Here is a 13,031-nt window from a genome sequence, read left to right on the forward strand (position 1 = left end):
TCAGTAGTGCGGCACCCGCTTGCCGGCTCACCGGCTCCATGGCCCCTTGAGGTCAGAGTTCGGTCGTCCAGATCCCGACAGGATGGTCACTCGGGGGCAGCCACAACTGAGGCTGTGACTCGCGATGCCTCTCGTCAGCCTGCTCATCCCAGTGGAAACGGCCTTCGGCATCAGGCCACGCGACTTGCAGTACGGGGAGAGGCGGCCGCCGGTAGAACCCGATGGCCTGCCCGAAGAAGGTCCGGTACCAGCCGCGATCAATCTGCCCGAGCGCGACCCGTTGCCCGTCGACAACATCAGTATGGCTCTGGCCGTCCGCCAGCACCTCGCCCGCGGCAGACTTCTCTCCGAGCGTATTGAGCATTGGGTGCATGGCATAGACGTCGAGCCCGAACATGGAGAGCTCAGCCCCGCCGTACGTGTGCGCGAGGCCGATCGTGTAGGCGAATCCAGGACCGATCTCGTCTTCGGGAACCATCACGACGTGCCATCCGTGCTGCTGCACATGCTCGATGACCGTCAGATCCATGCGGTCCGCTTCATCCCGGTCGCCGTAGTCATGGCAGAGGACGCAGCGGCACTGGAACGGATCATCAGGCATGTCCGGAGGCTACGACGTGAGGCTTCACGCCGAACAACCGGGGTTGGGCCCTCTCAATCGAACAGCGCCGTCACCCTCCGCGCTGGCTCCCCAAGATAGGTGCCAGAACCCACCACTCACGTATAAAGCCCCTGTCCGCGATGTGGCCCTGGATCGAGAGCAGGTCGCCGTCGGCGAAGCAGTCTGCTATCCGATCCAGATGATGTCCAGCACGGACAGATGCTGGTTCAGCCGATTGATGACGTAGACGACGGAGAGCTGCCCTACAGCGGCCGCCGGACGTCCTCGCCCTCTGGATCGCCCGTGTTCCACTGGGGCCAGCCCCACGGAGAGCGCACCGCGATGTCCATCACGTCACGCACCGACTCTTGTGCGTGCTCGGGGAGGCCGGACAGTCTCCCCCGATTCCGCGGAGGATGAATCCGCAGGATCGGGGTCGGTTCCGAAGGTGCCGCCCCGCACGCCTGATGCCTACCGGTGGAGCCGGTGGAGCTCGGCACGTTGGGCCGTCAGCTGCGCGATGAGTTCGAGGTCGTCCTCGGCAGCGTCCCTGCCGAGCCTTGCGCAGACGGCACGGTACATGGCGAGCGCCTCCTGGTCGTCGTGCCCCGTGAGCAGCACGGACCACAGGGGCTCATCGGGCGGCGTCCTCTGCTCGACCAGCACCAGGAGGTCGATCCGGTCCTTGCAGGAGAGGCCCTTGAGGTCGCGGGCTCCGGTCTTGTACTGCAGTTCCTGCCAGGTACGCACCTCGCCTTTCCCGGCCGCCAGCTTCAGGCCGCCCCGCACCGGCGGCACCAGCGACTCGATCCGCGCAATCCGCGCCGCCTCCTCCTCGCGGGCCTCCTCCCGCTCGAGGGCGTGCTGCCGCGCTTGTGCCGCGCGCTGCTTCGCTTCTTGCGCGGCCCGGTCGGCCTCGGCCTTCTTCCGGGCCTCGGCCACGCGATGCTCAGCCACTGTCTGCTGCATCTGGCGCTGGATCGCGGCGAACTGGGCCCTGTCCTCGTCCGTCGCGCCCTCTTCGCCGACGAGGCCCCGCGCCTGCCGGGCCAGCCCTGCGGGGTCCTGGTGGGCTGCGACCCGCTCCTGGTACTGGTCGAGGACGGTGCTGCGCAGCCGAGCCCGGTGCTCCAGCCACCGCTGCCCGCGTTGGTGCGTGGCCTTCAAGGACCCGGCGGCGCTCGCCGTCGGCGAGGCCGGGCAGCTCCCGGTCGACCTGCACCGCGATTCCGCCCGCCGAGTCCGCCGGATGTGCACCACGGTGTCGGAGGGCCCATCCCCGCGCGCGGGGAGCAGTCGACGTCGCCGCCGTGGCGGGTTCGGTAGTCGGGTCCATCCCCGCGTGCGCGGGGAGCAGCCGGCGGCCGGCCCGCATAGCCGCTAAGCGGCGGGTCCATCCCCGCGTGCGCGGGGAGCAGCCCAAGTCCCTGCCCAAGGACCGCACGGACCAGGGTCCATCCCCGCGTGCGCGGGGAGCAGTAGAAGATCGAAAGCGGCCAGGGTGGCCGGGTGGGTCCATCCCCGCGTGCGCGGGGAGCAGCGGATGAGGGCCGACTGGAAACGGGGAGGCCGGGGTCCATCCCCGCGTGCGCGGGGAGCAGCCGCCGCAAGCTGGCCGAGCGGTGACCGCCGCGGGTCCATCCCCGCGTGCGCGGGGAGCAGCCGCCGCAAGCTGGCCGAGCGGTGACCGCCGCGGGTCCATCCCCGCGTGCGCGGGGAGCAGGATTCGAGGAGTTTTCGGGTCGCGTAGGCGGCGGGTCCATCCCCGCGTGCGCGGGGAGCAGGGTGTGCTGCGGCTGGGCGACGCGTTGGTCGAGGGTCCATCCCCGCGTGCGCGGGGAGCAGATGGACGCCGTGCGCTGGGCCGCGCCTTGGTCGGGTCCATCCCCGCGTGCGCGGGGAGCAGGCCTTCGTGCCAGACCTGCGCACCGGCCGCCAGGGTCCATCCCCGCGTGCGCGGGGAGCAGGGTGCGGCGTCATCGCCGGCCGGGGCCGTGTAGGGTCCATCCCCGCGTGCGCGGGGAGCAGTCGGAATGCGAAGCCGCCAGCCCGTGATCACAGGGTCCATCCCCGCGTGCGCGGGGAGCAGGGGCGTTGGGAACGAGCGCATATGCAACCCTGGGGTCCATCCCCGCGTGCGCGGGGAGCAGCCAGCTTCGACCCTCGCGTCAACCTGCGGATCGGGTCCATCCCCGCGTGCGCGGGGAGCAGGTCGTGGCCGGGGCCGATGATGGGCATGGAGGGGGTCCATCCCCGCGTGCGCGGGGAGCAGGCTGTTCAGGCTGGCACCTGGTTCTGGCCCTGGGGTCCATCCCCGCGTGCGCGGGGAGCAGAACGCGACCACGGCGCTCACTCCGACGGACCGGGGTCCATCCCCGCGTGCGCGGGGAGCAGGCTCCCTGAGCTGGGGCTTTTCCAGGAGCGGAGCTGGCTTTTACTCACTTTCAAGGATTCCGACATATGGGGCGAGGTGCCTATTTCCGCTGTGCTTAGTTTCGACTGAATCTGCGGCGTTTGGCAGCGTTGCTCCAGCCAGGTTTGGGCTTGCTGGCAGTGGAGGGCGGGGTCGAGAGTCGGCGGATGAGTGTGAGGCCTTCGTGGTCGGTGGGGTGCCAGGTGTGGTCATGGGTCCGGAAGGTGTAGCCCTGTTCGGTGTCGGTCGTATGGGCGAGAAGGGCGCGGCCTTGGTTGGCGTACTGCTGGACCTCGGCCCACAGGACGTCGCGAATGCGGGTGTTGGGGTTGCCAATGAAGACTCCGGGTGAGATCTCCAATAGCCAGCGGGTGAGAAATCCTCGTAGGCCGGCTGGGCAGTTGGTGAGAACAATGACGGTCACCAAGCGTCTCCGTAGAGGTCATGGTTGTGTCCGGCGGGCAGTAGGACGTTGCCGTCGCTCTGCAGTGTGACGGTGTCTGTGAAGGGCTCCTGGGTGCTGTCGTCTGGGGACGTGGTCGCACCGAGAAGGTGTTTGATGTCGTTGACGCAGCGGTCCATGAGCCCTGTGCGGTGGATGTGGTCGCGCAATGCGCGCCGGGTTCGGGGGCCTGGTTCTTCGGGGCTTTCGGCTGCGATGTCGAAGGCGATGGGGATGCCGATTTCGGTTTTGTAGAGGTCTGCGATGTCCAGGACGAAGGAGAGTTCGTGTCCGGAGTGGATGAAGCCAAGTGCGGGTGAGCAGCCGAGTGCGGTGACGATGGTGTGTGCGATTCCGTACATGCATTGGGCGGCTGCGGTGATGGCTTGGTTGACGGGGTCTCCGGCGGTGAAGTCGCCGGGGGCGTATCGGCGTCCCTCCCAGGTGATGCCCGTGCGCTGGGCGTGCTGCTGATAGCACTGTTTGACGCGTCGGCCTTCGCGGCCCAGGAGTTCCTGGCGGGTGAGGCCGGTCGGGTCTTCGTCAGGGAACCGCAGGCGGTACATCGCGCGGGCAACGGCGAGGCGGCTTCGCCGGTTTGCCCACGCGGCGGCCTGGGCTTCGGCAAGAGCTGAGGAACGGGTGAGGGCCCGGCCGGCGGCGTAATAGCGGACGCCGTGCTCACCGACCCACACCACCGCGGCGCCGGTCTCCCCCAGCACGCTCATCGCTTGGTGCGTGATGCGGGTTCCCGGGCCGAGAAGAAGCGTGCCGATGGTGGCCGACGGGATGTGGGTGACGCCGTCGGCGTCCTCTGCGGTAATGGCGTTGGCGTCCCGGTGGATGGTGCACCGCTCCAGGTAGACGAAGGAGATGCGGTCGCCGGCGCGGGTGAGTTCGCGCGGGCTGGATTGGGGGCGCTGTCCGACAGTCGACATGATTGTTCCCGGATCAGGTCAGCGGGGCGAGAGTCATCAGGCCGCAGCCGTAGGCCTTTGCTTTGCCGATGCCCTGGACCAGGGCGCGGCTCAGGGCGCCTGGGTCAATGACCTGGAGCCGTCCGTTGTAGGTGACGGTGGTGACCTGGACCCGGTGTTTGGTGGGGGTGGGCTCGTCACGTTTGGCGAAGTCGAGGCGGCGGTGTTCAGCGATTGTGACCTGGTGGGTGTCGCCGTGTTCGGTGAGCCGCTTGTCCTGGGGCGTGGTCAGGATGCTGAATCCGCAGCGTTGTTGGCGCTCGGGGTCCAGCAGCCAGCCGATCTGGTGGGCGGGGGTGCGGTGGGCGGTGCGTTTGGTGGGGGCACCGTCTTTGATCCGGACGTGGTGGACGGGATTCGCGGTGAGCCGGAATGACCAGGTGCTGCCTTTCCTCAGGCCGGTGAGGAAGGCGGCGTAGTCGTAGGTCTGCCAGCCGGGGGTGCCGCTTGCTGCCGCTGCGGGCCAGCCGCCCTGTTCGACGAGGTGGGTCAGGTCGGGCCGGTCGGGGCTGACGATGTAGAGCAGGTTCTCTGCTTTCGCGTTGTGGTCCAGCCGCCACAGCACTCGGGGGGTGTCGTCCTGCGTGGGGAGGATGGTGGGGAAGGCGGACATGACGGCGGCGTGGGTGGCCTGGGGCGAGGTCAACAGCTTCCTGGCCCCGGGGCGTGCGGTGTTGAAGCGGAATCGGGTCAGGTACATCAGTCGGTTACCTCGGTCAGGTGGCCGGTCACGTCGTGGGCCGGTGCAGGGGCGGCGGCGCTGCGGGCTGGTCGGGCGGCCGGGTTGTGGGCGGTCACGGTGGTGGTGTGGAGCGTGCGCAGGGCGTATTGGCGGTGGCGGGGCGAGAAGGTGAGAGGCTGGTCGCGGACCGTGTCGCCGACGGGGTGCAGGGCCGCGGTGGGGTCGTGTCCGGTCGTGGGCCCGGCTTCGGTCAGCAGGCGCAGGGGGATGTCCCGCTCGTGGCGGCGACGGCGCTGGTACCAGGGTGAGGCGCGCCAGGGTTCGTCCGTGAGGACCTGTTCCAGCTCGCTGTTGGGGTGCAGTTTCAGAGGGATGGGGCGGGAGGGTGGGCAGGAGCGGCGGCCGAGGTAGGGCAGGTAGTGGGGGTGGTGCAGGGCTTGGTGGAGGTCCGCGAGGAGCTGCGGGTCTCCTTCGACGGCGGCGACGAAGACGGCGTCGGTGAGGTAGAAACGCTCGGAGACCGGCATTGAGGTGCCGGTGTCGGGGTGGTGGGCGGTGTGGAAGTCCCGCAGGCGGCTGCCGGCCTGGTCGACCCGTACACCGAAGCGGAGTTGGGCGAGGTCGGTGATGTCGCTGTCGCGGCTGCGCCCCAGTGCGGAGGCGAGCAGTCCGATGACGCCGCTCTTGGTGGGGGACGGTTCGGTGGTGCGGCGGGTGAAGCGGGCCGAGGCCCCCCAGGACTGCAGGGGGCCGGCGAGCTGCAGGGTCAGGACGGCGTGGCTGCTCATCAGCGCTTGCCCAGGTGGTCGGCGGCGGCGTCGGCGACGGTGTCGACGAGGGCGCTGAGTCGGGGGATCTGGATGCCGATGGCGTCGAGGGCGGTGGTGGCGGGGCCGACGCGCAGAGTCCAGGTCTGGGTGGTGTCCTGGTCGCCGTATGCGGTCTCCACGGCGGGAATGTACTCGGCGAGACGTGCGCAGGCGGCCTTCATGTGCCCCCCGTGCTGCGCGGCGTCGACGGGCTCCTCGAACGCGGAGACGTAGCTGACGGGGCGGGTGGTACGCAGGGTGACGATGGCGGCGTCGGGCAGCGTGTGGTTGCCGAACGTGTTGACCTTGCCGGTGGGCAGGGAGGCGAGGAATCCGTGCACGAAGGCTTCGACAGCCCGCCGCACGGGCATGAGGGGGTCTTCGTCGTCGCGCAGGCCCTGGCCGAGGTTGCGGGCGAGGAGGTCGACGTCGAGCGCGGCGTACCGGTAGAGGGTGGCGGAGTTGAAGTCGACGATGCCGATCATTCCGGCGCCGGGTTCGGCAGCGGTGTTGCGGTCGTCGACGGCGGTGAAGTAGTCGGACTCGTTCTCCACCCGGTGCACGCTCAGCGCGTGAGCGACCTGGGCCGCGGCATCGACGTTGAGGTCGGCGGAGTCGGCGACCATCCGCCCGAACAACGCGATGTCCACGGAGTGCCGCGCGTTGGCGAGCGCCTTGGCCTGGGCCTTGTTGTCCTTGTCCTTGAAGAACGCCTTGATGTCTCCGGCGCCCTCCACCGCGAGGCGGGCCAGCCCTTCGAGCTGCCCGGCGCTGAGGAACATCAGGTAGGAGGACTCGGGCGCGGGAGCTTCCTCGCCGTTCTTCTTGGCGTCCTTCGCCTTGCGATCGGGGACCTCAATCTTGGAACCGGTAGCCGCATACACGGTGTCGGCGGCCAGAGGCCAGGCGTCCTTCTCGCTGATCGAGGAGTCCAGACCATGGATGCGCTCGGCGAGGAGCTCGGCAATACGCTTGCTGCGCACGCCGAGTTCAGCGGGCTCAAGGAGGGTGCCGAAAAATGTGCGGGTGGCGCGCTTCCATGCCTGGCTGGAGACCCGGGCCCGCTGCACACCACCGTAGAAGGCAGTCTTGGGGGAGCCGGTGTCGTCCCTGTTGATGTTGCTCGGCGGAACGTTCTGCAGGGCGTGGACCTCGACGATGATGCGGCTGTTCACAGGACGTCCTTCAGATCGGGCACACCGGCATCCGCGCCGGCGTCGATGGCTGGGAAAGAGTCGCCGGCAGGGACCTGGCCGGCTCGGGGACGGTAAGCGTGGAAGGACCGGCCCCAGGCACTACGGACCGCATCCGCACCACCTGCCCGCGACCAGGCGTCGAGCTGGTGGGCCAGCAGCGCGTAGTCCAGAGCGATGTCCTCCTGGCGCAGCAGCAGCACGATCTCCCGCAGCCGCGCAGCGAGGACCGACATACCGCCGGCTGTTCCCACCCGCACGAAGCGCTTACGCAACGCCTCGTCATTACTGCCGTGCGCCATCAGCTCGCGCACTGCCGACCCGAGTTCGTGCCCACCCGCCCGGTGCATGGGCAGGGGCCTGGACTGCTGGTGGGCGGCCCACAGTGTGAGCGCGGTGTGCACGGCCTCCTCGGCCCGCACCGTGCCGGCCTCGTCCCGCCCGCCGGGCGCATACAAGTCGGCGGTGTCCACCACACCCCACAGGTCAGGGACCGTCCCCACCCCCTTGCCCACACCGCGCCGCAGCCGGGCCAGTGCCGCCACCGTGGCGGATTCATCACGGAGATAGCCGCCCTGAAGGCGGGTGATCTCCCTGCCGGCCACCGTGCCCGCCGCACCAAGAGCCGGGTACGGCCGTTTCGGGGCCGGGGATGCTGTACTGGTCATGCGTGCACCTTCGGGGGTTCGGGGGCATCGGCTTCGCTGGCAAGGGCCGGATCAGCGGCGGGCGCGGCCAGCGGCAGCGCCCGCTTGAGGCCGGCCGCGAACCACAGGGCCGCCTGGTCGGAACACAGCCAGACCTCGCCCTTCGGGCCGGACACGAGCCGGCCAGCCCACGCTTTCTGTCCGGCCTGCGCGATGAGTTGACGTCCCGTCGTGCGGATCTCGGCTCGTGCGATGCGCTGCCACTCGGCGCGCCGCTCCTGCGGGTCATCACCGCTGGCCAGGGAGGAAAGCCAGGTGCGATAGGCGTGGTCAAGGACTGCGTAGCCGAGATCGAGCGCCGCATTGCGCGAAGTGTCGCCCTCGGATCCGGCTGCGCGCGCGAGGTCACCGGCAAGGCTTCCCAGCGCCTTGACCGCCCTGTCGGCATCCGCGACCGCATCGATCGCGCACTGCCCCAGACGCCGATCCGTCTCGTGCAACAGGACCAGCGCGACGGCGACACCGTCCTCGGTGATCTCCTCCGTCACCGACTGCTGCGTGCCGTACACGGCCCCGTACGTGTGGAGCCGCACCAGTGTGTCCTTCGGCAGGAAGCGTTCCGTGGTCAGGTGCGCCAGCCAGTGCACGATGCCGGGCCGCAGCGCATTCGCCGGCTCACCGGCCGCAGAGATGTCCTGGTCACGGTCGGCGATAAGAGCCGCCAGGCCGCGCCAGGCGGCCCGGGCCGGATCGTGCTCGCGCGGCATATACACCAAAGGCCGGCCGAGTTTCTTCTCCTGCGCCGGGCTGCGCCGCCACCCGGTCATCGGCTCCTGGGTCTGGCGGTCCTGCACCGACAGCGGATCACCGTAGGACAGCACCACCCCATACACACCCTGCGCATCGAAATGCAGACACAATCGCCGTGACTGCCACGTATACAGGTCCCGTATCCCATGCGGCCGCCCAGCAAGATCGCTCGCGGCGCCGGGCCCGCACGGCTCACGCCGCCATGCCGGACGGTCTGTCCCCGTCGTGCGCACGACGCCGGCATCGGCGGCGATCAGGTTGAGGAGCAGGGTCTCGCGCAAAGTGTGGCCCTCGGCCAGGACGCCGCCGATGCTTCCCGCCCAGCCGACGCCCTGCGGATAGGCCTTGCCGGCCTTGGCCCGCGGGTCGCCGACCGTCCCGGACTTGATACCGGAGGTGTCGTAGCCGTGGGCATGGACCGTCCAGCGGGCGGCCTCGGCGAAAGTGATCCGCTCGGCGCCGGGAAAGCGCATCGTGAAGAACGCCTCCCCGTTGGGCACGTCGGCGACGATACGGTTCAGGGAGAACACCTCGTCCTTGGAGGTGCGCAGCCCGGCGGTCTGGAAGAACGGCGCCGCTGGATGCAGCAGGTCGAACCGTTCCCGGTGCGTGTCGAGATAGCCGCCGACGGACGCGAACGGCGCCTCGTCCTCCCATAGTTCGGCCCACTGCTCGTTGTCCTCGGGCCCGTCCACCGCGTCGTGGATGATGGCCAGCAGCAGCCGGATCAGAGCGAAGTCCTGCGTCGGCAGATCCCCCACCAGCCGCCTGATCTCCCCCGCCTGCGCGAACACCTGCCGCAGCGACAAGTCCGTCGTGCTGCCGTCGGTGCGTAACACCGGCAGCCACGGCTGCTCCGTCAGATCGAACGACAGTAAGTCGCCTACGCCTGCTGCCTGTTGCTCACTGCTCACGCGTCACCTCCAGTCCCTCGCTCGATGAATACGTGAGACGGAAGCCTGCCAGGCGGGTCTGACAATCCGGGCCCAGAACCAGAAAAAGCTCCCCCGCCAGCCAGTGACACTCCTTGGACTGCCAGGCCTGGGGGCAGAATTCTTCCAGCTCGCCGATCACCTTGTCGATCACGTTCGGCTGGGAAAACTGCAGCGGCAGGCGCAGCCCGCAGGACGCCGCCACCCGCGCCGCCCGCCGTCCGGGCACCGCATGCTCAGGCAACGGCAACCCGCCCCTCCCCGGCCCCAGCCAATCCGGCGTGGTCACCGTCCCATCGGCCTGACGCTGCACGATGAGCACCTCAAGGGTCTCCTTGCTGTCCCGGACCTGAGCCCGCCCGCCCCGGCTGTCATCCGCGTCCCCCGCCCCACCCCTGACCCAGCCCGTCAGCGCACGCCCCGGCTTCAGCGCGGGCGCCAGACGATAGGTGTCCGCACGCCGCTCCTTGTCGGCCAGCTCATCCTCGTGCGCCCCCCGGGCCTCCCGCATCGCCTCGGCCCACTCCCCCGGCCCCACCAGCCCTGGCCCGTAAGCCTGCTGCACCAGCGGACTGATGTCCTCGGGCAGCCGCACCGGCCCCGCCCCGCCCCGCAGATGCGGCAACAAAACAGCCAACGACCGCAACAACGCATGGCGTCCATAAACCCTGACCGACCCCGCGACCGGACGGGGCACCGGCCGGCTCCAGTCGACCCCAGTCACAATGCACCGAGCCGCCGACAACGGCGCAGGCCGCCCCGGACGGGCATGCCGGTGCAGCCGCCCCATCCGCTGCAGAACCAAGTCCACCGGCGCCAGATCCGTGACCAGAAGATCGAAATCGATGTCCAGGGACTGCTCAGCGACCTGACTGGCCACCACAAAGCGCAGCCCAGGACGCCCGCTCCCCGACACCCCAGAGCAGCCCCGCAGCACCTCACGGCCAGGCGGCCCGAACTCCTTCAGCAGCAAAGCATCCTTGGCCGCACGGTCCGGATCCATGAAACGCGCATGCGCCACCGCCACCGCATCCCCGCCGAACCGTGCCCGCAGTACCTCCGCCGTCTCCTGCACCCGCGCCACCGTGTTCCGCACCACCAGAACACAACCGCCCTCGACCACAAGCTCCGAGAGACGCTCGCTCAGCTCATCGAGACCGTCGCCCAGCCACTCCATCTTCACCACAGCACCGCGACCCGATACCCCGGGACACTCCACCACCGGGGAACCCCCGGGAGCTACCGCGGTCAACAGCGGATACTCCCGAGCCCCCTCCAGACCAGCGAACACGTCGGCATGCCGGTCTACTGCGGCCCCACCCGCATACGCCTCCGCCAGCGCACGCCGCCGCCCCGCAGGCAGCGTCGCCGACAACACCACCACCGGAACCCGGTACTCACCCAGCCACGACAGCACCCGGTCCAGATAAGAGGTCATGTAGGCGTCATAGGCATGCGCCTCGTCGATCACCACGACCTTCCCGGCCAGCGCCAAGTGCCGCAGGGCGAGATGACGGCTCTTCAGCCCGGCGAACAGCAGCTGGTCGATGGTGCCGACCACGAACGACGACAGCATCGCCTTCTTCCTGCCGCTCAGCCACTGATGCGCCACCAGCTCCGCCGGCGCGAACGGCCGATCCTGAGCACTCTGCGCAGCCACATGCGCATGACCGTCCACGTCGACAGCACCGATCGACTGCGAGGCGCCCATCAGCCCGGCGAAATGCTCATTGAGAGCGGCCTTGGAATGCGCCAGCCGAACCGACCACGCCACCCCATCCGCCCCCGGAGGCATCCGCCCCAGCCAGTCCAGCAGGCGAGGAAACATGCCGTTGCTCGTCGCCATGGTCGGCAGGGCAAAAAAGACACCCCCAGCACCACTGCGGTCGGCGAAAATCTCGGCGACCGCCAGCGCGGCCTCCGTCTTCCCCTCCCCCATCGGCGCCTCGACCATCATCAGCCCCGGAGCCGACAGCTCGCGGGCGAGTCGAACAGCCGCCTCCTGCACGAGCCGCGGCCGTGCACCGGCCGGCAGATCGAAGCGAGTGGCAAACAAGTCGCCTGCCGACCCGGTGAATTCCTGCGGCCGCCACGGAGCGGGCAGATCAAGTTCCCGCCAGGCCGCCGCGACCCGCTCCGCTCCACTCCGCGACGCAGCCTCGGGAAAGTACGGGAAGAGATCCGCGTTACTCGCAATCCAGTCAGCAACGATCACCAGAGCCGACAGCACCACCTGCACCGGCTGCGGCAACCTCACCCCCTGCCAAGCCGCCAGACGCCCCGCCACCCCGAACTCCAACGCGCAGACATCAAGCAACTCCTCCTGCACACCCCGCCACACAGCCTCCGACCGACCCGGCGTACGCAACAACTCCGGATGATCATCTAGATCCTTCACCTGCACGCTCTCCGGCGGCAGCCCATGATGCCCCCCCACCACCACAGCAAACGGACCGCAGGCCCGAGGCGACCAACCCTGCCGCTCCTCCAACCACCTGGCCAACAGCAACTGCCCTGCCAGCCCATGCGGCGCCATCCTCCGGTCAGCCATACTCTTCGCCCAGGCCATCTCCAGACCCGCATCCCGCATCCGATCAGCAAGAACATCCACCTGGCACGCGAACGCCGGCGTCGCTTTCCCAATGTCATGAACACCCGCCAGCCACACCACCAGCAACCGCGCATCCGCCGCCCCGCCCGGCAATGTCTCCGCCACCAGCGCACGCACCGAACGCGGCACCCACTCATCCCACAAAAGCCCCGCCACAGCCGCGCTGTCCGCGAGATGCCGCCACAACGGCAGCCACCCCTCCCTCACAAAGTCGTACTTCGCCCACACGCTCCGCGCCGCCACCGAAAGCCCCGCACCCAGGCCACCCACGCACACCACTCCCCTGCCGCCAATCCCCATGCACCAGCACGCCGGACCGCCTCAGATCTCAAGCTGCAACGCATCAAAGCAGCGCCCACTGACAACAGGCCCTCACCAGCTCCTACACCCAGCAGTCCGGTCAGCAACCGCCCAACTAGCCCGACGGAAGCCCGAGTTGCGTTACCTGATACGCACCTCGACGGACAAAACCAGTCCGGGAAAGAGAATCGACCTATTGGTCACTTTTATCGCTTTCGAAGGAAGTGCTGATTTACGTGGCTACTACTCGGTAGAATCGCAGGTCACGAAGCTGCTCCCCGCGCACGCGGGAAAGGATCCAACCCGGAGGGTGCGAAGCGGCTCGCCGAGGGCTGCTCCCCGCTCCTCGGGCCGCCTTTGAAGTGCACAGCAAAGAAGGCTACTTGCGATGTATTTACCATTTGCCGGTTTCGAAGGAAGTGATGAGTTCCTGGCCTACCGTCCGGTAGCGTCCCAGGTCACGGAGCCTGCTCCCCGCACGCGCGGGGATGGACCCCCAAAAAAGCAATTAAAAAAAGCTCACCCTGACTGCTCCCCGCACGCGCGGGGATGGACCCGGCGCGGCGGCGAGCAGCGCGAACGGCGCGAACTGCTCCCCGCACGCGCGGGGATGG

General features: G+C 68.9%; 10 protein-coding genes and 2 CRISPR repeat arrays (1 of these 12 running past the window's edge). All 10 genes read right to left on the reverse strand.

Annotation, left to right across the window (positions count from 1 at the left end):
* Window positions 1–52: 52 nt before the first annotated feature.
* Entirely contained in the window at window positions 53–601 is a 549-nt protein-coding gene (locus ACFYZA_RS30445) for a DUF4262 domain-containing protein (RefSeq protein ID WP_388493872.1), read from the reverse strand.
* A gap of 471 nt (window positions 602–1,072) precedes the next feature.
* Window positions 1,073–1,768, reverse strand: a complete 696-nt coding sequence (locus ACFYZA_RS30450) for a hypothetical protein (RefSeq protein ID WP_388493874.1) — start codon at window positions 1,766–1,768, stop codon at window positions 1,073–1,075.
* Window positions 1,769–1,870: 102 nt separating this feature from the next.
* Window positions 1,871–2,995: a CRISPR direct-repeat array (repeat unit 29 nt; unit sequence GGGTCCATCCCCGCGTGCGCGGGGAGCAG).
* Between the two features lie 95 nt (window positions 2,996–3,090).
* On the reverse strand, window positions 3,091–3,438 hold the full coding sequence (cas2e, locus tag ACFYZA_RS30455; RefSeq protein WP_388493876.1) for a type I-E CRISPR-associated endoribonuclease Cas2e: 348 nt from the start codon (window positions 3,436–3,438) through the stop codon (window positions 3,091–3,093).
* Window positions 3,435–4,394 carry a type I-E CRISPR-associated endonuclease Cas1e gene (gene cas1e, locus ACFYZA_RS30460; protein WP_388493878.1) on the reverse strand — a complete coding sequence of 320 codons (960 nt, stop codon included), beginning with the start codon at window positions 4,392–4,394 and terminating at the stop codon, window positions 3,435–3,437. The genes cas2e and cas1e overlap by 4 nt, the downstream gene beginning before the upstream one ends.
* A gap of 13 nt (window positions 4,395–4,407) precedes the next feature.
* Complete coding sequence (gene cas6e, locus ACFYZA_RS30465; protein WP_388493879.1) at window positions 4,408–5,133, reverse strand: type I-E CRISPR-associated protein Cas6/Cse3/CasE; 726 nt, start codon at window positions 5,131–5,133, stop codon at window positions 4,408–4,410.
* The gene (gene cas5e / locus ACFYZA_RS30470) at window positions 5,133–5,903 is read right to left on the reverse strand and encodes a type I-E CRISPR-associated protein Cas5/CasD (RefSeq protein ID WP_388493881.1); all 771 of its coding nucleotides are present in this window, start codon (window positions 5,901–5,903) and stop codon (window positions 5,133–5,135) included. The genes cas6e and cas5e overlap by 1 nt, the downstream gene beginning before the upstream one ends.
* Window positions 5,903–7,099, reverse strand: a complete 1,197-nt coding sequence (gene cas7e, locus ACFYZA_RS30475) for a type I-E CRISPR-associated protein Cas7/Cse4/CasC (RefSeq protein ID WP_388493884.1) — start codon at window positions 7,097–7,099, stop codon at window positions 5,903–5,905. The genes cas5e and cas7e overlap by 1 nt, the downstream gene beginning before the upstream one ends.
* On the reverse strand, window positions 7,096–7,785 hold the full coding sequence (gene casB / locus ACFYZA_RS30480) for a type I-E CRISPR-associated protein Cse2/CasB (protein WP_388493885.1): 690 nt from the start codon (window positions 7,783–7,785) through the stop codon (window positions 7,096–7,098). Before casB ends, cas7e begins: the two co-directional genes overlap by 4 nt.
* Window positions 7,782–9,488, reverse strand: a complete 1,707-nt coding sequence (gene casA / locus ACFYZA_RS30485) for a type I-E CRISPR-associated protein Cse1/CasA (RefSeq protein ID WP_388493886.1) — start codon at window positions 9,486–9,488, stop codon at window positions 7,782–7,784. The genes casB and casA overlap by 4 nt, the downstream gene beginning before the upstream one ends.
* Complete coding sequence (gene cas3 / locus ACFYZA_RS30490) at window positions 9,478–12,387, reverse strand: CRISPR-associated helicase Cas3' (protein WP_388493887.1); 2,910 nt, start codon at window positions 12,385–12,387, stop codon at window positions 9,478–9,480. The genes casA and cas3 overlap by 11 nt, the downstream gene beginning before the upstream one ends.
* A gap of 497 nt (window positions 12,388–12,884) precedes the next feature.
* Window positions 12,885–13,031: a CRISPR direct-repeat array (repeat unit 25 nt; unit sequence CTGCTCCCCGCACGCGCGGGGATGG) (it continues 736 nt past the right edge of the window).

The organism is Streptomyces sp. NPDC001828, assembly GCF_042892175.1.
In the GTDB taxonomy this organism is placed as follows: domain Bacteria; phylum Actinomycetota; class Actinomycetes; order Streptomycetales; family Streptomycetaceae; genus Streptomyces.